Origin of the sequence: Azospirillum sp. TSH20 (assembly GCF_003115935.1) — a bacterium.
Taxonomy (GTDB): domain Bacteria; phylum Pseudomonadota; class Alphaproteobacteria; order Azospirillales; family Azospirillaceae; genus Azospirillum.
In genome coordinates this window covers 1-18,507 of sequence record NZ_LGQU01000083.1, presented here as the reverse complement: position 1 = coordinate 18,507, position 18,507 = coordinate 1, and the positions used below count along the sequence as shown (strand labels likewise).

Here is an 18,507-nt window from a genome sequence, read left to right as displayed (position 1 = left end):
CGCTTCAACTCTCAGGCGGTCTTCAGCAGGTCCATGCTGAGGACGCCGTCGCGCAGGAAAACCTGCACGGCTTTCTTATAAAAGTCACTGCCGATGTCTTCGCTGACGCGATAATTGCCTGCGACCGATAGCACCTCCGCCTCCAGGCTGTGGCAGAAGATGCGGGCGTTGCTGTCGCCGGAGAAGCCGGCCAGCGCCCGGCCGCGCAGCGCGCCGTAGACATGGATGTTTCCGTCGGCCAGCAGCTCCGCTCCGGGGGAGACGGAGCTGATGACGATCAGGTCGGTCTTCTCGGCATAGACCCGCATGCCGGAGCGCACCGGCTCGGTCACCACCACGGTCGGGCGGTGAACGACCTCGATCAGCACCTGCGGCGCCGGAATCGGGGTTTGCTGATCCTGCTGCCGCGGATCGGGGGCCTTCACCACCTCCTCCAGCTTGGCGGCGCGGCCCGACGGCATCGGCGTCAGCCCGACCGTCATCGCCGCCTCGCGCACCGGCTGCGGCCCGCCCTGAAAGCCGACTGGCAGCAGTTGCAGCGCCTGCACCTGGGCCACGAAGGCGCCAAGATCGAAGACGATGCTCTCCGGCAGGTCGTCGAAATCCAGCACGACCGGCGCGTTGCGGAAGAAGTTGGGTGCCTGCCGCACCTTGACGTTCAGCTGGGTGAAGAAATCCGGCGATGTCGGGGCGAAAACCTTCAGCACCATCATGGTGAAGGAGTTGCCCCGCAACTGGAACGGCGCATCCCGTTCGGCGACCTGACTGGCGCTGCTCACCGTAGCCTTCCCGTTCGTTCCTGCCGCCCCGTGCCGTGCTTCCGGTTCACTCATGCGCCCGGAACCGCCCCGGAACTGCCGTTGCGCAGCCCCGGCATCGAGCCAGCCAATCAGCGCCTTCTAGCCGTCCACACCGGTCGGATTCAAGAGTTTCCCCGTCCGCCGGGGTGACAATCGAAAGCCGCGCCGCCGCCTGCCGCCCTCAAGCGAACGCCAGGCAAACACCAACCCTCCCCGGCCACCGCCGGATGCGGCGACCTGAGATCGCAGCCCGCCACCGCGGTGGACAGGCCAGGGTTGCAACATGACTTTCGATTTCCCCCGTGACCGACCATAGTAATGAAAGCCCGCGACAGCGGCAAAGCCTTTCGGCCGCCTCCGCCGGAAGGCTATCCCGCGGCCGGTCCGGCTCGGCGGAAAGGGTTACCAAGCCCGCTCTGGCGGCTTTCCTGCGGCACCCACACCACATCTGGTATGAATATTTTGCGTCGGCCGCAATTTTGCCTGACGCCGCGCGTTATGACCGGTACAGTCAGGTTGCGTGGCTTTCAACGACGACGAGGTTCTCTTGCACCTTGTTTCGCCCATAGAGCACCTCCCCCGTCGGCCCGCACCGGCATGTCCGGACCCGGCACGGCAACCGGCCGCAGTGCCCGGCGAAGCACTCATCACCGCGCATCCATGCGACCGATCGAGCCTCCCCCCTGCGGGAGGCTTTTTTGTGCCCAAATCCGGCGCCACCCCCACCATTCGAGGAGATGCGACATGGCCAAGCGTTCGAGCAAAGGCATCGCCGCGGCGGGCGACTCCACCGTCCACCCGCTTTTCCCCGGTATGAACGCCCCCGCCGCTTTCGGCTGGGATCCGCTCGGTGGGAGCGAGGATCGCCGGGACCAGAGCTATCTCCGCAAGGTGAAGCCGCAGAACCCCAACCAGAAGCTTCTGATGGACGCCATCAAGACTCACAATCTGGTGGTGGCGCTTGGGCCGGCCGGCACCGGCAAGACCTACATCGCCATCTCGTCGGCGGTGGAGGCGCTGGAATCGGGCAGCGTCGACCGCATCGTCCTGTCCCGCCCGGCCATCGAAGCGGGCGAGAGCATCGGTTACCTTCCCGGCGACATGCATGAGAAGATGGCGCCCTTCCTGCGCCCGCTCTACGACGCGCTGACCGACCGGCTGGGATCCAAGCGGCTGCGCACCATGATGGCCGACGGCACCATCGAGATCGCCCCGGTCGGCTTCATGCGCGGCCGCACCCTGAACAACGCCTTCGTGGTGATCGACGAGGCGCAGAACTGCACCTATGCCCAGATCAAGATGCTGCTGACCCGGCTGGGCTGGCATTCCACCATGGTGCTGACCGGCGATCCCGACCAGACCGACCTGCTGGACAACCTGTCGGGCTTGGCCGACATCGCCCGCCGGCTGGAGGCGGTGGAGGGGATCGCCGTCGCCCGCCTGACGGAGAAGGACATCGTCCGCCACCCGCTGGTCGCCAGCATGCTGACGGTCCTCTGACATCGCAGAATCGCCCCACGGTTGCGCGGGAGGTGCGGCCTCGGCATCTCCCGCCCCTCCGCGGATCGGATTTCGCGCAGCACACTCCATTATGGTTGCAATTATGACATTCCGTTGAACGAAACGTAAGATACACGAACATTGCCGCTTGACGAGCAGCCCCGGTCCGGCAAAAGTCCCGAAAATTTTATGGACATCGCCGTTTCGTTGCCGAAGGGGTTGCCGCCGTGACCGTTGCCTTGTTCGAACGCATCAGCATCAAGGGCAAGATCGCAATGATCCTGGCCGCGGCCTGCCTTGGGCTGATCCTGGTGGCCGTGGTCAGCCTGATCGGCCTGCGCGCGGAGATGATGGCCGACCGCCAGGACAAGACCCGCAACGTCGTCGAGGTCGCCCACAGCCTGATCTCCCATTTCGAGGCGCAGGAGCGCGCCGGCACCCTCCCCCGCGCCGAGGCGCAGGACAAGGCCAAGACCGCGCTGAAGGCCCTGCGCCACGATGGCGACGAGTATTTCTTCATCACCGACCTCGCCCCGCGCATGATCATGCATCCGATCAAGCCGGAGCTGGACAGCACCGACGTGTCGCGCAACGCCGATCCCAACGGCAAGCTGCTGTTCCAGGAGTTCGTCCGGGTGGTGAAGACCGACGGCGCCGGCTTCGTCGACTATCTCTGGCCCAAGCCGGGATCGGCGCAGCCGGTGGCGAAGCTGTCCTATGTCAAGGGCTTCGCCCCCTGGGGCTGGCTGATCGGGTCCGGCATCTACATCGACGACGTCGACGTCGCCTTCCGTCAGGCCGCGCTGCGGCTGGCCGGCACCGGGCTGCTGATTGCGCTGGCGGCGGTGCTGCTGGCGCTGCTGGTCAGCCGGGCCATCGTCCGGCCGCTGGACGGTCTGGGCCGCGTCATGCAGGATCTGGCCGGCGGCAACAGCGCGGTCGCCGTGCCCGGCCTGGACCGCGGCGACGAGATCGGCGCCATGGCCCGCACGGTCGAAATCTTCCGCGTCCAGCAGATCGACCTCGCCGGCCATTGGGAGCGGCAGAAGATCGAGCATCGCGTGACCGAACAGCGCGCCCAGGCGCTGAAACGGCTGACCGACCGTTTCGACGCCACCATCGCCGAGACGATCCGCACCGTCGGCAGCGCCGTCGGCACCTTGGAGACCACCGCCCGCGCCCTGTCCGCCACCGCCGACCGCAACCGGCGCGAGGCGACCTCCGTAGCCAGCGCCTCGCAGCAGGCCTCCAGCAGCGTGCAGACCGTCGCCTCGGCGGCGGAGCAGCTGACCGGCTCGATCGCCGTGATCGGCGAACAGGTGGTGACCTCCTCGGCCATCTCCACTCAGGCGGTGGAGGCGTCGCAGAAGGCGGGCGAGCGGATCGACGGGCTGGGCCAGGCCGCCCAGAAGATCGGCGAGGTGGCCGACCTGATCGCCGGCATCGCCGGGCAGACCAACCTGCTGGCGCTGAACGCCACCATCGAGGCGGCGCGCGCCGGCGAGATGGGCAAGGGCTTCGCCGTGGTCGCCGGCGAGGTGAAGACGCTGGCCAACCAGACCGCCAAGGCCACCGAGGAGATCGCCCGCCATATCGCCGACGTGCAGGAGGCGACGCGTGCCGCCGTTGCCGCCATCCGCGAGATCGGCACCATCGTCGCCCGCAGCGACGAGATCGGCACCTCGATCGCCACCGCCGTCCAGCAGCAGGGCGCCGCCACCGGCGAGATCGCCCGCAGCGCCGGCGAGGCGGCGGAGGGCACGCGGCAGGTCTCCACCAGCATCGACGCGGTGTCCGGCGCCGCCCTGGAGACCGAACGGTCGGCCGACGCCCTGCTGGAAGCCGCCGGCGGTCTGTCGCAGCAGGCACAGGGGCTGCGTGGCATGGTCGATGCCTTCCTGGTCAATGTCGGGGCGATCAACTCCGCGCCGCTCACCGCCCTGCATGATGCGCCGTCGGAAGGGTCGGAGCTGTTCATGCCCTGGACCGACGGCCTTGCGGTGGGTGAGGAGGTGATCGACACCGACCACATGATTCTGATCGCCCTGATGAACGAGGCGGCCTCTCTCGCCCAGCAGGCCAAGGCCGGGCCGAAGGGACGGGAGGGCGGCAACCGCCGGGCACTGGGCGAGGCCGTCGGCCGGCTGCTGGCCTACACCGCCCTGCATTTCGAGCAGGAGGAGCGGCTGATGGACCAGTGCGGCTACCCCGACATCACCGCCCACAAGGCGCAGCACGAGGCTCTGCGCACCCGTGCCGGCGAATTGCGCCGCCGTCTGGACGCCGGCGACTCCGTGGCGGACGAACTGCTGGCACTGCTGCGCGAATGGCTGTTCGAGCATATCCAGCGCGCCGACAAGCGGATCGGCGAGCATCTGGCGGCAACGGGCCGCAACATCGAGGCGAAGGCGGCCTGACCGGAGCATCGGCCAGGCGATGGCGCCGCACCCCCTTGACCTCGGCTGCGGACGGCCCCATTCCTGACGGACCATGAAGACACGAATCCTGCGCATCGCCGCCGCCTCCGTCCTCGCCATCGCCGTGTCCGCCGGGATCGCCTGGTGGCAGGTGCGCAACGCCGCCACCACGGTGGAAAGCGGAACGAAGTCCGCCGTGCCGATCGGCGGTCCCTTCACGCTGACCGATCACACCGGCAAGTCGGTCACCGACGCCGACTTCCGCGGCAAGTATATGCTGATCTATTTCGGCTATACCTATTGCCCGGATGTCTGCCCGACCGAACTTGGGGTGATGACCCAGGCGCTCGACCGGCTGGGGCCGAAATCGGAGCAGGTCCAGCCGATTTTCATCACGATCGACCCGGACCGCGACACTGTGGCGCACATGAAGGACTATGTGAGCCTGTTCCACCCCCGGCTGGTCGGCCTGACCGGCACGCCGGAGCAGGTGCGGGAGGCGGCGCGCGCCTATCGCGTCTATTATGCCAAAGCACCGCAAAAGGATGGAAAAGCCGACGACTACCTGATGGATCACTCCAGCTTTATTTACCTGATGGGGCCGGACGGGACGTTCGTCGGGGTGTATCCCGGCGGCACCACCGCCGACAAGATCGTGCAGGATCTGTCGTCCCGCATCGCGGGCTGAATCAGGCGGACCGGGGGCGGACCGGCCCCGGACCGGGTGAAAAGCAGCGAAAAAACCCTGAAAAGCGGTCATACCACCGGGTTTTTTCGCATGCTGGAGCGGGACATCGCGCCGCACCGCGGCAGAATCCGCGAGTTTTCGGCCCTTTTCCTTATCTTTCAAAGACTTACACCACAGGTTTTGCGACTTGACAGGGTAACGCCCCGCCCGTATGGTCTCGCCGCTTTCGCATGGCTGCGAGCCAAGAGTGATTGAGAGGCGAAATGAACAACAAATCGCCCCCCGATCCCTTGGATGACCTCGAAGCCCGGTTGCGTAAGGCGCGTGAGGGACAACGCGGCTGGTCGGGCGGACCCGGTAGCAAATACCACCGTCCGCCGCAGGGTGCTCTCGCCACCGCCTGGCGCATCGGGACTGAACTGGTTGCGGCCATGATCGTCGGCGTCGGCGGCGGGCTTCTGCTCGATCGCTGGCTCGGCACCGCGCCCTGGGGACTGATCGTCATGTTCTTCCTGGGAGCCGCGGCGGGAGTCCTGAACGTCTACCGGGCCGTCACCGGCTTCGGCATCGCCGCCGGCTACCGCCGGCCCACTGGGGACGACAACGAGCGCCAAGACGGCGACGCACACTGAGCGAGGACGACCTTGGATCCGCTGCACCAGTTCCAAATCAACCCGTTGTTCCAGATCGTGCTCGGCGGCTACGACGTGTCCTTCACGAACTCGGCCTTCTTCATGGTCGTGGCCGTGGCGGCGATCTACGCCCTGCTGGTCATGGGCGTGGCGAACAAGTCGATGGTTCCGGGCCGCCTGCAGTCGCTGGCCGAGATGTTCTACGAGTTCGTCGCGAACCTGGTGCGCGACAACGCCGGCCACGACGCCCGCCCCTATTTCCCGTTCGTGTTCTCGATCTTCATGTTCGTGCTGATCGGCAACATGATCGGCATGATCCCGTACACCTTCACCTTCACCAGCCACATCATCGTGACGTTTGCGCTGGCGGCGACGGTGTTCGTGTTCGTGACCATCCTGGCCCTGATGAAGCACGGCCTGCACTTCTTCTCCTTCTTCATGCCGCATGGCGCTCCGATCGCGCTCGCCCCGATCCTCATCCCGATCGAGGTGATCTCCTACGTGATGCGCCCCGTCAGCCTCTCGATCCGACTTTTCGCCAACATGATGGCGGGTCACACGATGCTGAAGGTCTTTGCCGGCTTCACGGTCATGATGATCAGCGGCATGGGCGCGCTGGGCTTCGTCACCGGCCTCGTCCCGCTGGCGATCAACGTCGCCCTGACCGGCTTCGAGTTCCTGGTGGCTTTCCTGCAAGCCTACGTCTTCTCGATCCTGACCTGCCTTTACATCCGCGACGCCCTGGAACTGCACTAAGCAGCGCCTGACGATCGCCGGACCCTGAGTTCACCAACAGTTCCAACAAGTTCACCCTTACCTAGAGGAAGAGAGTACTATGGATCCTCAAGCCGCCAAGTTCATCGGTGCCGGTCTTGCCGTTATCGCCCTCGCCGGTGTCGGCCTGGGTATCGGCAACATCTTCTCGACGCTGATCGGCTCGATCGCCCGCAACCCGGCCGTCCAGCCGAAGGTCTTCCCGATCGGCATTCTGGGCTTCGCGCTGACGGAAGCCGTCGCGCTGTTCGCCCTGCTGATCGCCTTCCTGATCCTGTTCGCCTAAGGCCAGAGCGGCTTTTTAAAAAAACAGCTCTGACGCGGCGCCGGGCTTCCTGATCGGAGTTTCGGCGCCGCTCCTTTGCCTAGGGGGACCGATCATGCCGAACCTGTTGGCCAAAGGCCGGCTGGCCCGCTGGTCGGGAGTGGCGGGCGCTTCGCTCGCTACCCTCACCACGATGGCCGGCACCGTCCTGGCGGCCGCGGCGGAGCACGCTCCGGACGCGGCGCACGGCGGCGAGCACGCTTCCGGCGGCCTGCCGCAGCTCAATCCCGCCAATTTCCCGACCCAGATCTTCTGGCTGGCTCTGACCTTCGGCGTTCTCTACTACCTCATGTCCAAGAAGGCGCTCCCGCGCGTGGCTGAGGTTCTGGAAGCGCGGCAGGAGCGCATCTCGCGCGATCTCGCCAAGGCCGCCCAGCTGAAGGAAGAGGCCGAGGCCATCCTGGCCCAGGTCGAGAAGTCCCTCGCCGGCGCCCGCAGCCAGGCCCAAGGCGTCATCGCCGAGGCCAGCGCCGAGATCGAGGCGAACAACCAGGCCCGTCAGGCCCAGTTGAACGCCGACATCTCCGAACGCCTGCGCAATGCCGAAGCCTCCATCGCCGCGGCGAAGGAACAGGCTCTGGCCAACATCCGCGCCGAGTCGACCGGCATCGTCCAGGACATCACCGGCCGTCTGGCCGGCGTCGAGGTCGATCAGGCCCAGGCGGATGCCGCCGTCGCGGCCGTGCTTGAGGAGCGCCGGGGATGAACGCACCTGAATTTTGGGTCTTCGTCGCCTTCGTCATCTTCGTGGCCCTGGTCTGGAAGAAGGCGTCGGCCGCCATCGGCACCATGCTCGATGGCCGTGCCGAACGCATCCGCTCCGAACTGGACGAGGCCGAGCGTCTCCACAAGGACGCACAGGCCCTGCTGAACGGCTACCAGAGCCGTCTGGCCGACGCCCAGAAGGAAGCGGAGGCCGTTCTGGCCCACGCCCGCGAGGAAGCCGCCCGCCTGCGCAGCCAGGCCGGCAGCGACCTGGAGGCGTCGCTGAAGCGTCGCGAGGCCCAGGCCATGGACCGCATCGCCCAGGCGGAAGCCGCGGCGCTGGCCGAGGTCCGCAACCTGACGGTCGACATCGCCATCGGCGCCAGCAAGCGCGTCCTGTCTGGCGGCCTGCCCGCCGCCCAGGCCAACAAGCTGATCGAGCAGTCGATCGGCGAGTTGCCGAAGCATCTGCACTGATCGGTCCCCCGATCGGTCAGCCGGGTTCCGCGGCAGCGATTGTTGCAGCGTGGACAACGGACTTTAGAAAAACCCCGGCCTATGCGCCGGGGTTTTTCTTTGCTCGAATGGAACGGTCGCCACTCCTCCTCTGCCCTCCCCTATCGCTCGGCCGGAGTTCCGTTCACCGATGTCCGATATCAACCCGCTCCCTGCCCCGCTCCCTTCCGTGTTCGTCTCCCACGGCGCCCCCACACTGATCCTGGAGACCAGCGCCGGACGCGACTTCCTGGCCGGGCTGGGCCGCAGGCTTGGGCGGCCGAGCGCGATCCTCGCGGTCTCGGCCCATTGGACCACGCGGATGCCGGCCGTCAGCGGGGCGACGGCGCCGGAGACCATCCACGACTTCTACGGCTTCCCCGATGCGCTCTATCGCATGCGCTACCCGGCACCGGGCGCACCGGCGCTTGCCGGGCGGGTGGCGGATCTGACCGGAGCCGTCGTCGACCCGTCGCAGGGTCTGGACCATGGCGCCTGGGTGCCGCTGATGCTGATGTATCCCGAGGCCGATATCCCGGTGGCGCAGTTGTCGGTGATGCCCGGCCGCAGCGCCGCCGACCACATCGCTGTCGGCCGGGCGCTCGAACCCCTGCGGCGGGATGGCGTGCTGATCCTCGCCAGCGGCGGCGCGGTGCACAACCTGCGGGAGTTCCGCTTCGGCGGCACCAGCGCCGCCCCCTGGGCGACGGGCTTCGCCGGCTGGCTGGACAACACGCTGGAGGCCGGCGATGCCGATGCGCTCGGCAATTGGCTCGACGCCAGTCCGGACGCCCGCCGCGCCCACCCGACGGACGAGCATTTCCTGCCGCTGCCGGTGGCTCTCGGCGCCGCCGGTCCTCGGCCGAGGACCGAGCGGCTGCATGCCGGCTTCGAACATGGCAGCCTGGGCATGCACGCCTACGCGTTCTCCTCCTCCGACACCGAGACTGCCGCCGCCTGATCTTTGGCGGTACTCCGTCGCACACTTGTCTGTTTGCCTGAGGGGATAGCCAAGCTACAATCCGCGCCGCGCGGCGACCGGCCGCTCATTGGTTGTGGTCGGTCGGACGCGGGAATCGTCAGGCACAGCGCGAGCGGGAGTCGGTGTGAAGCGGAACGGCATTCTGTCCCGGAGCGGCCGCCGGACCCGATTCCGCGACATGACCGTGTCGGCGCGGGTGGGCGCGGGCTTCGGCATCGCGCTTGGGCTGGTGGTCCTGCTAGCCCTGGTTGGGCTTGGCTGGTTTTACGCGGTGTCGCGCGACATCGGCGCCTTCTCCGGCCGCGCCGACCTGTCCCAGGTGGCGGCCGACGCAGACGTCAGCCTGCGCGACCTGGAAGTCGCGGTGCGCGACCATCTTACCTACGGTGACGACCAGAGCCTCATCGACGCCTCCTGGCGGCACGACACGCTGCGCGAGCGGCTCGATGCGCTGGCGAAGGGCGTGGTGGAGACGGCGGACCGGCAGGGCATCGACAAGGCCCGCGCCGCGTTGGAAGACTATTGGGCGGCGGTGCAGAAGATGATCGCCCTGCGCGGCGACCGCAACGGCCAGATGACCGGCGTGCTGGAGCCTCTGGTCGCCGAGACCCGCCAGAAGCTGAACCAGCTCAAGAATGCCGGCGGAGTCGATTCGACCGCACTCGCCAGCGACGCCGCCATCGCCACCCTGCTGATGCAGGAACATCTGACCCGCTATATCGACCGCCGCGATCCGCAGGATGCCGAGGCGATGCGCGCCCAACTGGCCGTCGCCCGCGACCGGCTGGCGGAGATGAACCGCTACCTGTGGGTGCCCGGCACCAAGCAGGCCATCGACGAGGTGACCGCCCTGCTGGCGAAGGCGGGCGGCGTGCTGACGGCGATCGAATCCTCGGTGGTCGAAGAAGACAATCTGCGCGCCGAGGCGATGGCGGCCAACGCGGCCGGCATCGCCGCCAATCTGGGCGAAATCCGCCGCCGGTCGGAGGCCGGGATCCAGGCCTTGCGCGGAACGCTGGGCAACGGCCTGTCCGGCTACACCAACGTGGCGCTGTGGATCGGCGGCCTGATCCTGCTGGCCGGGCTCATCGCGCTTTGGCTGGTCCAGCGCAGCGTCGCGGTTCCGGTGAGGACGATGGCGAACGCGGTGACGGCGCTTGCCGCCGGCCGCACCGACGTCACCCTGCCGGCGCTGACCGGCCAGGACGAGATCGCCGCCATGGCCCGCGCGGTGGAAGCGCTGCGCGGCACCGCCGAGGATACCGATCGCGAGCGCCGCGAGGCGGAGATCGAGCACACCCGCCTGCTGCGCGAGAAGGCGATGGCCGAAGCCGCCAGCCAGGCCAAGAGCGACTTCCTGGTCAATATGGGCCACGAACTGCACGGGCCGCTGACCGAGATCGTCAATGCCAGCCAGACGCTGATGACCGACCTGCACCGGCTGGGCGTCGACGAGCTGGCGACCGACGTCGAGCATATCCAGTGGACCGGGGAGCAGCTGACGACCCTGGTCGACGCCATCCTCGATTACGCCAAGGTCGAGGCCGGGGCGATGGATGTCTGTCTGCAGGATTTCGACATCAACCGGCTGCTGACCGAGGCGCGCGAACGGTCGATGCCGGCTGCCGACCTCTACGGAAATGCGCTGGACCTGTCGGCGCCGGGCGGGCTCGGCCAGATGCATTCCGACTTCACCAAAGTTCGGCAGACCCTGCTGAACCTGCTGGACAATGCCTGCAAGTTCACCCAGGACGGGACGGTGACCCTGTCGGCGGAAAAGGTGGAGCGCGACGGCGCCCGCTGGTACCGCTTCACCGTCGCCGACACCGGCCGTGGCTTCCCCACCGCCCAGACCGGCCGGCTGTTCCAGCCCTTCGTCCAGGGCGCCGGCAACGGTGCGGTGGCGACCCGTGGCCAGGGCAAACCGCGCGGCGCCGGGCTGGGTCTGACGCTGGTCGGGCACTACACCGCCATGCTGGGCGGCGACATTGAGGTGGCGAGCGAGCCCGGCCAGGGCACACGCATCACCATCGCCCTGCCCGCCGTCTATGAGCCGCCGGCGGAAGAGCGTCCGCTGCAGGTGGAGGCGGTCGGCAACGCCAAGCCGCTGCTGCGCGTCGCTTCCTTGAAGCCGGCCGGGCATCTTGCCAGCAGCACGTCGATGACTCAGATCGGACCGTAATCGTAGCCGCGGGTCAGTAGCGGGGGCGTGCGGTGTCTTCCGGCGCGTCGCCGTCGTCGATCGGCTGGCCGTATTTCATCCGCCGCATCTTGTCCGCCACCCGCGCGATCTCGTCGGCCGGCAGGATCACAGGTTCGCCGAACTGCTGGGCAAAGAGATACTGGCGGGCCAGCGTCTCCACCTCGACCGCCAGCGACAGGGCAGACTGCACAGTGGTGCCCAGCACAATCATGCCGTGATTGGCCAGCAGACAGGCCAGCCGCCCCTCCAGCGCCACCAGGGCGTGGTCGGACAGATCCTGCGTGCCGAAGGTGGCGTAGGGGGCGCAGCGGATCGAATCGCCGCCGGCCAACGCCACCATGTAATGGAAGGACGGGATGCCGCGGCCATGCACCGCCAGCGCGGTGGCGAAGGTCGGGTGAGCGTGGAGGACGACCGTCACGTCCGGCCGCGCCCGCAGGATGTCGCGGTGGATGCGCCATTCCGACGACGGACGACGGTTACCCAGATAGGTGCCGTCGAAGCCCATCTCGACGATGTCGGCTGGAGTCACGGCGTCATAGGCCATGCTGGTCGGCGTGACCAGGAAGCCGCCATCGACCCGGTGCGACAGGTTCCCCGACATGCCCTGATTGACGCCCAGCCGGTTCATGGCGAGGCAGCCGTCGATCACGGCTTGGCGTTCGGCAAGGTGGCTGGTCATGGCAGGCGCATCCGGGATGGTGGGAGCGCCAAGGGGGCCATGGAGTGCGGAAAGGGTCAAGGGGGACGACGAGCGCGTCCCCCCAAAGTGCCCTACTCCGCCGGCGTCCCGTGGTGGCCGTGGCGCACCTTCTCGCCGGTGACCTCCTCGACCCACAGCGAATGGTGCTCGCGCGCCCATTGCAGTTCGACCTGACCGTCTCCCATGGCGTCGAAGGCGCCTTCCATCCCGATGGAGCCGATGTAGATGTGCGCCAGGATGATGGCGATCATGATGACGGCAATGGCGGCGTGGGCCAGCTGGTAGAGCTGCAGTTCCTCCAGCGTGGCGAAGCTGAAGGGGAAGACCAGTTGCACGCCGGTGAAGCCGAGCGCAGCACCGCCGACGACGGTGGACCAGAAGATGACCTTCTGGCCGCCGTTGAACTTGTGTGCCGGCGGGTGGACGCCCTTGGAAAACAGGCCGCCCGCCTTCAGGAACCAGGTCAGGTCATGGCGTGACGGAATGTTGTGCCCGACCCACATGACGAAGATCAGCGCCACGCCCAGGATGAAGGCGAAGCCGAGGAAATTGTGCGCCAGCTTGCCGTAATGGGTCAGGGCGGCGAAAGGCTCGGGCCCGATCAGCGGCAGCAGCGTGAACCGGCCGTAGAGAACATTCAGGCCGGAGATGGCGAGCACAACAAAGCTGCCGGCGGTCATCCAATGCACACCACGCTCGAAGGCGTTGAAGCGCTGGATGGTGCGGCCGGTCTTCTCACCGTCGATGCGGATGCGCCCGCGAACCAGGAAGAACAGCGCGAGCAGGGCCAGGATGCCGCCCAGCACCCAGGAGCCATACTGGCTGAGCGGTCCGTTGCGCACGGCACGCCACGCCTCGCCTTCCGACTGGATCAAGACGCCGGCCTGCTTGTTGGGGATCGAGACGGTGCCCTGTTCCCCCAGCCGGATGCCGTGCCACGTGTCGCCCAAGCTCTGGCCCGGGATCTGTGTCGGCACCTGCGGACCGTCGCGGTCGACCTGCTGCTCCGCCACCGGCCCGCCGACGCGGACGCTGGACTGGGCGGCAGCCGGCAGCGCAAAGCCACCGCCCAGGCCGCCGGCAAAACCGATCCCGAGCAGCAGAGCGGCAAGAGCCGACTTCATGCGATGACCTTCCATCGGACGCTCCCTATCGCACAGCCTGATAGGCGGTGCGCTGTTGCAGCGCCCGCACCTGCTCGGCGCTCAGCGGCGTGTCGGCCGCGCCCTGATAGACACCCTTGTCGAGATGGACCGGGCGCGGCGCCCCGTCCTCCTGGCAACCGGCCAGCAGGATCGCGGCGCCGAACGCCAGCAGGACGAGGCGCGTCACCGTCACAGCCCCTGCTTCTGCACAGGCGGGCCGCCGGCCGGACCGCCGGTGCCCTGGAACAGCGATCCGCCGGGCTGGCCGCGCTCCTGACCCGATTTGGTCTGGTAGGCGGTGCCCCAGCCCCAGGCGCCGGAGCCGAAACCGCGGGCGGCCACGCGCTGGCGGTAGATGTCCGACACCGTGTCGGCGTCGCCGGCCAGCAGCGCCTTGGTCGAGCACATCTCGGCGCAGAGCGGCAGCTTGCCTTCGGCCAGACGGTTGCGGCCGTACTTCTTGAACTCCGCCTCCGAATTGTCGGCCTCCGGACCGCCGGAGCAGAAGGTGCACTTGTCCATCTTGCCGCGGGTGCCGAAGTTGCCGGCCTGCGGATATTGCGGCGCACCGAACGGGCAGGCGTAGAAGCAATAGCCGCAGCCGATGCACAGGTCCTTGTTGTGCAGGACCACGCCCTCGGCGGTCTGGTAGAAGCAGTCGACCGGGCAGACCGCCTTGCAGGGCGCGTCGGAGCAATGCATGCAGGCGACCGAGATCGTCCGCTCCCCCGGCCGGCCGTCGTTGATGGTCACGACGCGGCGGCGGTTGATGCCCCAGGGCACCTCATTCTCGTTCTTGCAGGCGGTGACGCAGGCGTTGCACTCGATGCAGCGCTCGGCGTCGCACAGGAATTTCATCCGGGCCATGGTTCAAACTCCCGCGCGTCAGGCCGCCTGGATGCGGCAAAGGGTGGTCTTGGTTTCCTGCATCTGGGTCACCGAGTCATAGCCGTAGGTGGTCGCCGTGTTGGCGGCCTCGCCCAGCACGATCGGGTCCGCCCCGGCCGGGTATTTGGAGCGCAGATCCTGCCCCTGATACACGCCGCCGAAATGGAAGGGCATGAAGGCGACGCCGCGGCCGACCCGCTCGGTCACCATGGCCTTGACCTTCACCTTGCCCTTCTCGGGACCCTCGACCCAGACCAGCTGGCCGTCCTTGACGCCGGCATTGTTGGCGTCGAACGGGTTGATCTCGACGAACATGTCCTGCTGCAGCTCGGCCAGCCAGGGGTTGGAGCGCGTCTCGTCGCCGCCGCCCTCATATTCGACCAGACGGCCGGAGGTGAGGATGATCGGGTATTCCTTCGACACGTCGCGGTCCTGGATGGACTTGTAGAGCGTCGGCACGCGCCAGGACTTGGTGTCCTTGTAGGTCGGATAGCTGGCGACCAGATCGCGACGCGGGGTGTAGAGCGGCTCGCGGTGGATCGGAACCGGGTCCGGGAAATTCCAGGCGACGCAGCGCGCCTTGGCATTGCCCGGCGGGTTCAGGCCGTGCTTGATCGCCACGCGCTGGATGCCGCCGGACAGGTCGGTGGTCCAGGACACGGCACCGATCTTCTCGCCACCGATCTTCTGGATGACCGCCAGTTCCTCCGCCGTCAGGTCCTTGTCGAAGCCCAGCTTCTGGAGCATCGCCATGGTGACTTCCGGATAGCCGTCCTTGATCTCCGACCCTTCCGGATAGGAGCCCTCGGCCAGCAGCGTCACGCCGTTGCGCTCGACGCCGAAACGGGCGCGGAAGGCGCCGCCGCCCTCGGCCACCGGCAGCGAGGTGTCGTAGAGGTTGGCGGAACCGGGATGCTTGATCTCCGGCGTGCCCCAGCAGGGCCAGGGCAGACCGAAGTAATCGCCGTCGCACGGGCCGCCGACGGCGCGCAGTGTCGTCTTGTCGAAGGTGCCCTGGTGCTGCATGTGCAGCTTCAGCCGCTCCGGCGACTGGCCGGTGTAGCCCACCGACCACATGCCGCGGTTCCACTCGCGGGTGATGTCCTCGACCAGCGGCTCGTTGCCGTTGACCTTGATGTTCTTCACCAGTTCCGCCGCGAAGCCGAACTTCTTGGCGAAGAGATACATGATCTCGTGGTCGGTCTTCGATTCGAACAGCGGCTCGACGATCTTGTCGCGCCACTGGACCGAACGGTTGGACGCGGTGGCGGAACCGGAGGTCTCGAACTGGGTCGCGGCCGGCAGCAGGTAGAAGTCGTTCTTGCGGTCGGGCAGAACCGCCGTCATCGTCGGATAGGGATCGACGACGACCAGCAGTTCCAGCTTCTCCATCGCCTTCTTCATGTCGGGCAGACGGACTTGGCTGTTCGGCGCGTGGCCCCAGAAGACCATGCCCTTGACCGGGTTCGGCTGGTCCAGGTTTTCCTTGGCTTCCAGCACGCCGTCGAACCAGCGCGACACCGGAATGCCGGTGCTCTCCATCAGCGCCTTGGAGCCGAAACGCTTCAGGACGTCGTCATAGGGGAGATCCCAGACGCGCGCCCAATGGCGCCATGCGCCCTCGGCCAGCCCGTAATAACCGGGCAGACTGTCGGAGGTGACGCCGAAGTCGGTGGCGCCCTGGACGTTGTCGTGGCCGCGGAAGATGTTGGTGCCGCCGCCCGCCACGCCGACATTGCCGAGCGCCAGCTGCAGCACGCAATAGGCGCGGGTGTTGTTGTTGCCGATGTGATGCTGGGTGCCGCCCATGCACCAGACCAGCGTGCCCGGACGGTTGGAGGCCAGCGTGCGGGCGACGCGCTGCAGCTGCGAGCCCGGAACGCCGGTGACGCGCTCCACCTCTTCCGGCGTCCATTTGGCGACCTCGGCGCGGATGTCGTCGAAGCCGTAGACGCGCTTGGCGATGTAGTCCTTGTCTTCCCAGCCGTTCTGCAGAACATGCCAGAGGATGCCCCAGATCAGCGCCACGTCGGTGCCGGGACGGAAGCGGATATATTCGTTGGCGTGGGCGGCGGTGCGGGTGAAGCGCGGATCGGCGACGATCAGCGGCGCGTTGTTCTGCTCCTTAGCCTTCAGCACATGCATCATGGCGACGGGGTGCGCCTCGGCTGCGTTGGAGCCGATGAAGAACAGCGCGCGCGACTTCTGGATGTCGTTGTAGCTGTTCGTCATGGCGCCATAGCCCCAGACGTTCGCCACGCCGGCCACCGTGGTGGAGTGGCAGATGCGCGCCTGATGGTCGACGTTGTTGGTGCCCCACAGCGCCGCGAACTTGCGGAACAGATAGGCCTGCTCGTTGCTGTGCTTGGCAGAGCCGAGCCAGAACACCGAATCCGGGCCGGACTGCTCGCGGATCGACAGCAGCTTGGAGCCGACCTCCTCGATCGCCTGGTCCCAGCTGATGCGGGTCCACTTGCCGTCGACCATCTTCATCGGATAGCGCAGGCGGCGCTCGCCATGAGCGTGCTCGCGCACCGACGCGCCCTTGGCGCAGTGGGAACCGAGGTTGATCGGGCTGTCGAAGCCGGGCTCCTGGCCGATCCAGACGCCGTTCTGCACCTCGGCGACCACGGTGCAGCCGACCGAGCAATGGGTGCAGACCGTTTTGATCTGCTTCACCGGCGCCCCGGCGACGGTGGCGGCCGTGGCGGCGTCGGCCTTCTTCACCATTCCGAAGGGCATGGCCGAGGCCAGCGCGGCGCCGCCGGCGGCGATGCCGGAGGTGCGCAGGAAGGCGCGGCGGTCGACAGTGACGCCGGTGGCGGTCGCCAGCGTCTGGGTCAAGCTGCGGGCGAGATGGCGGCCGCCGGAGGTGGCCGAGCTTTTCTTGATGAGCATCGGGGCTTTCCTCTTAGAAGCGGCTGACTTCGTAGACCTTCCGGACATGGTCGGTCTCGCGGTAGCCCGTGGAGGTCGTCTCGGCCGGGGCGGCCTCGGCCGTTCCGCTCGTGGCGGTCACGCCGGCCGCGACGGCACCCAGCGCGCCGACGCCAAGACCGGCGACGCGGAACAGGTCGCGCCGGGCGAGACCCTTTTCCGTGCCCTGACTGTCCGTGTTCTGCTTTGCTGCTTCATCAGTGGCTTTGACCGCGTTCCGCGTCATGGCTTCGCTCCTCACCTTTACGCCGCAAGGTCGAAGGCGCGCGCCTCGACCGCCAGAAAACTCCGTCCGACCGCACCGACCGCCCGATAGAAGCGGGCCGACGGCGAGGTCTCCAAATCCGCGAAGAACCGCCCAGCCCAGGAGCCGATGTGGCGGTCGAAGAAGGCCCGCTGCTCATCGAGCCCGACGGCCCCGCCATCCTCCGGCGCGAAGGCGCCGGCGATCAGGCCGGCCATCATCTCGCACAGGGCGGCGATGTGGTCCTCCGGCTCCGTCACGCCGTCGGCGCGGGCGATGCCCAGCCGCGCCATATCGGCGCGCAGCTCAGCCAGCGGCTTCTCGTTCAGGAATCCGGTCAGGTAGAAGGACCCGTAGGGGGTGCGCTCGCTGCCGCCGACGCCGATGAAGAGGGTGGTGAACTCCTCCTCCACCGCCGCGGGATCGCTGTCGCGCGCCGCGCCGACCAGCTGGTCGAGAGCCGCGCCGAAGTCGCCGCCCTCCCCTGCCAGCTCACCGAGCACGGTCAGGAAGGCCGCGTCGGGCGCGCGGGCGAGCAGGCGCGCCAGCAGGGCATAGACCTGCGCACGCAGCAGCTCCTCCTCCGCGACGGCGGGGGGAACGGTGTGATCGACGGCCCTGGACACGCGCCGCAAACTCCTCTCGGACACAAGACGGATGCGTCGGCGTTCACGGTCCCACCGCGCGCCGTATTTGGACCCAAGGCCCTGCACCCCTTTTGATGCACCTGCGAAAAGCCGTTGCCTTACAGTGGCTTAGCATTCTTCAGATGGATAATAGAAGGACTGAACCTGTCCATTTGTCAACTAAGGACGCGCCCGGAAGAGAGAACAAATGAAACTTTATCATCGCGCTATGTTCGCGCTATCAGAGCGCCCCTTTGTTTTGAAGGCGGCCAATTCAGCGCGACAATCCGTCGCAATTTGAAAGTCGTATTGCGAGGAGGAAAGGTCCCTCTCCCGCCCCGGGAGAGGGAAGGGACCCGCCGCAAAGCGGTGGGAAGGGTGAGGGGTGGCGCAAGGATCAGGCAGGTTCAGGACTCTTGGACTGCCCCTCACCCTCCCCGCTT

At 67.3% G+C, this 18,507-nt stretch carries 18 protein-coding genes; 10 read left to right on the top strand and 8 right to left on the bottom strand.

The window, feature by feature from the left end:
• Positions 1–11 precede the first annotated feature (11 nt).
• Complete coding sequence (gene minC / locus TSH20_RS22370) at positions 12–779, bottom strand: septum site-determining protein MinC (protein ID WP_109156031.1); 768 nt, start codon at positions 777–779, stop codon at positions 12–14.
• A gap of 765 nt (positions 780–1,544) precedes the next feature.
• Between minC and TSH20_RS22365 the strand changes: the two genes are divergently transcribed.
• From TSH20_RS22365 to TSH20_RS22320, 10 genes are all read left to right on the top strand, one after another.
• Positions 1,545–2,300, top strand: a complete 756-nt coding sequence (locus TSH20_RS22365) for a PhoH family protein (protein WP_109154068.1) — start codon at positions 1,545–1,547, stop codon at positions 2,298–2,300.
• 227 nt (positions 2,301–2,527) lie between these two features.
• Positions 2,528–4,717: a bacteriohemerythrin gene (locus TSH20_RS22360; protein ID WP_109156032.1), complete on the top strand. Its 2,190-nt coding sequence runs from the start codon at positions 2,528–2,530 to the stop codon at positions 4,715–4,717.
• 73 nt (positions 4,718–4,790) lie between these two features.
• Positions 4,791–5,405: an SCO family protein gene (locus TSH20_RS22355; RefSeq protein ID WP_109156033.1), complete on the top strand. Its 615-nt coding sequence runs from the start codon at positions 4,791–4,793 to the stop codon at positions 5,403–5,405.
• A gap of 263 nt (positions 5,406–5,668) precedes the next feature.
• Positions 5,669–6,037: an AtpZ/AtpI family protein gene (locus TSH20_RS22350; protein WP_109154071.1), complete on the top strand. Its 369-nt coding sequence runs from the start codon at positions 5,669–5,671 to the stop codon at positions 6,035–6,037.
• Positions 6,038–6,049: 12 nt separating this feature from the next.
• A complete protein-coding gene (locus TSH20_RS22345) occupies positions 6,050–6,793 on the top strand; it encodes a F0F1 ATP synthase subunit A (RefSeq protein WP_109154072.1) in 744 nt (247 codons plus the stop codon).
• A 79-nt stretch (positions 6,794–6,872) separates the two neighbouring features.
• Positions 6,873–7,097: an ATP synthase subunit C family protein gene (locus TSH20_RS22340; RefSeq protein ID WP_012973363.1), complete on the top strand. Its 225-nt coding sequence runs from the start codon at positions 6,873–6,875 to the stop codon at positions 7,095–7,097.
• A 94-nt stretch (positions 7,098–7,191) separates the two neighbouring features.
• Positions 7,192–7,842: an ATPase gene (locus TSH20_RS22335; RefSeq protein ID WP_109156034.1), complete on the top strand. Its 651-nt coding sequence runs from the start codon at positions 7,192–7,194 to the stop codon at positions 7,840–7,842.
• Positions 7,839–8,318 carry a F0F1 ATP synthase subunit B gene (locus TSH20_RS22330; protein WP_109156035.1) on the top strand — a complete coding sequence of 160 codons (480 nt, stop codon included), beginning with the start codon at positions 7,839–7,841 and terminating at the stop codon, positions 8,316–8,318. Before TSH20_RS22335 ends, TSH20_RS22330 begins: the two co-directional genes overlap by 4 nt.
• 169 nt (positions 8,319–8,487) lie before the next feature.
• Positions 8,488–9,297 (top strand): class III extradiol ring-cleavage dioxygenase, encoded by an 810-nt coding sequence (locus tag TSH20_RS22325; RefSeq protein WP_109156036.1) that lies wholly within the window; start codon positions 8,488–8,490, stop codon positions 9,295–9,297.
• Positions 9,298–9,496: 199 nt separating this feature from the next.
• Positions 9,497–11,500 carry a HAMP domain-containing sensor histidine kinase gene (locus TSH20_RS22320; RefSeq protein ID WP_247871217.1) on the top strand — a complete coding sequence of 668 codons (2,004 nt, stop codon included), beginning with the start codon at positions 9,497–9,499 and terminating at the stop codon, positions 11,498–11,500.
• 13 nt (positions 11,501–11,513) lie between these two features.
• Here the strand turns inward: TSH20_RS22320 and TSH20_RS22315 are convergent, their stop codons facing one another.
• The 7 genes from TSH20_RS22315 to TSH20_RS22285 all read right to left on the bottom strand — a co-directional run bounded on the left by TSH20_RS22315 (position 11,514) and on the right by TSH20_RS22285 (position 18,064).
• Positions 11,514–12,203: a class II aldolase/adducin family protein gene (locus TSH20_RS22315; RefSeq protein WP_109156038.1), complete on the bottom strand. Its 690-nt coding sequence runs from the start codon at positions 12,201–12,203 to the stop codon at positions 11,514–11,516.
• 92 nt (positions 12,204–12,295) lie between these two features.
• Complete coding sequence (locus TSH20_RS22310) at positions 12,296–13,348, bottom strand: formate dehydrogenase subunit gamma (protein ID WP_247871218.1); 1,053 nt, start codon at positions 13,346–13,348, stop codon at positions 12,296–12,298.
• Between the two features lie 25 nt (positions 13,349–13,373).
• Complete coding sequence (locus TSH20_RS22305) at positions 13,374–13,556, bottom strand: hypothetical protein (protein ID WP_146205349.1); 183 nt, start codon at positions 13,554–13,556, stop codon at positions 13,374–13,376.
• A gap of 2 nt (positions 13,557–13,558) precedes the next feature.
• The gene (gene fdh3B / locus TSH20_RS22300; RefSeq protein ID WP_109156041.1) at positions 13,559–14,236 is read right to left on the bottom strand and encodes a formate dehydrogenase FDH3 subunit beta; all 678 of its coding nucleotides are present in this window, start codon (positions 14,234–14,236) and stop codon (positions 13,559–13,561) included.
• Positions 14,237–14,254: 18 nt separating this feature from the next.
• Complete coding sequence (locus tag TSH20_RS22295; RefSeq protein ID WP_109156042.1) at positions 14,255–17,155, bottom strand: formate dehydrogenase subunit alpha; 2,901 nt, start codon at positions 17,153–17,155, stop codon at positions 14,255–14,257.
• Positions 17,156–17,168: 13 nt separating this feature from the next.
• Positions 17,169–17,420, bottom strand: a complete 252-nt coding sequence (locus TSH20_RS35760; protein WP_247871219.1) for a formate dehydrogenase — start codon at positions 17,418–17,420, stop codon at positions 17,169–17,171.
• A gap of 17 nt (positions 17,421–17,437) precedes the next feature.
• The gene (locus TSH20_RS22285) at positions 17,438–18,064 is read right to left on the bottom strand and encodes a molecular chaperone TorD family protein (protein ID WP_109156044.1); all 627 of its coding nucleotides are present in this window, start codon (positions 18,062–18,064) and stop codon (positions 17,438–17,440) included.
• Between the last annotated feature and the right edge of the window lie 443 nt (positions 18,065–18,507).

Excerpts from the sequence above, each read along its gene's own strand:
- fdh3B (WP_109156041.1), bottom strand. The coding sequence starts at position 14,236 with ATGGCCCGGATGAAATTCCTGTGCGACGCCGAGCGCTGCATCGAGTGC.
- TSH20_RS22340 (WP_012973363.1), top strand. The coding sequence starts at position 6,873 with ATGGATCCTCAAGCCGCCAAGTTCATCGGTGCCGGTCTTGCCGTTATC.
- TSH20_RS22335 (WP_109156034.1), top strand. The coding sequence starts at position 7,192 with ATGCCGAACCTGTTGGCCAAAGGCCGGCTGGCCCGCTGGTCGGGAGTG.
- TSH20_RS35760 (WP_247871219.1), bottom strand. The coding sequence starts at position 17,420 with ATGACGCGGAACGCGGTCAAAGCCACTGATGAAGCAGCAAAGCAGAAC.
- TSH20_RS22320 (WP_247871217.1), top strand. The coding sequence starts at position 9,497 with ATGACCGTGTCGGCGCGGGTGGGCGCGGGCTTCGGCATCGCGCTTGGG.
- TSH20_RS22295 (WP_109156042.1), bottom strand. The coding sequence starts at position 17,155 with ATGCTCATCAAGAAAAGCTCGGCCACCTCCGGCGGCCGCCATCTCGCC.
- TSH20_RS22315 (WP_109156038.1), bottom strand. The coding sequence starts at position 12,203 with ATGACCAGCCACCTTGCCGAACGCCAAGCCGTGATCGACGGCTGCCTC.
- TSH20_RS22350 (WP_109154071.1), top strand. The coding sequence starts at position 5,669 with ATGAACAACAAATCGCCCCCCGATCCCTTGGATGACCTCGAAGCCCGG.
- TSH20_RS22355 (WP_109156033.1), top strand. The coding sequence starts at position 4,791 with ATGAAGACACGAATCCTGCGCATCGCCGCCGCCTCCGTCCTCGCCATC.
- TSH20_RS22365 (WP_109154068.1), top strand. The coding sequence starts at position 1,545 with ATGGCCAAGCGTTCGAGCAAAGGCATCGCCGCGGCGGGCGACTCCACC.
- TSH20_RS22325 (WP_109156036.1), top strand. The coding sequence starts at position 8,488 with ATGTCCGATATCAACCCGCTCCCTGCCCCGCTCCCTTCCGTGTTCGTC.
- TSH20_RS22310 (WP_247871218.1), bottom strand. The coding sequence starts at position 13,348 with ATGAAGTCGGCTCTTGCCGCTCTGCTGCTCGGGATCGGTTTTGCCGGC.
- TSH20_RS22330 (WP_109156035.1), top strand. The coding sequence starts at position 7,839 with ATGAACGCACCTGAATTTTGGGTCTTCGTCGCCTTCGTCATCTTCGTG.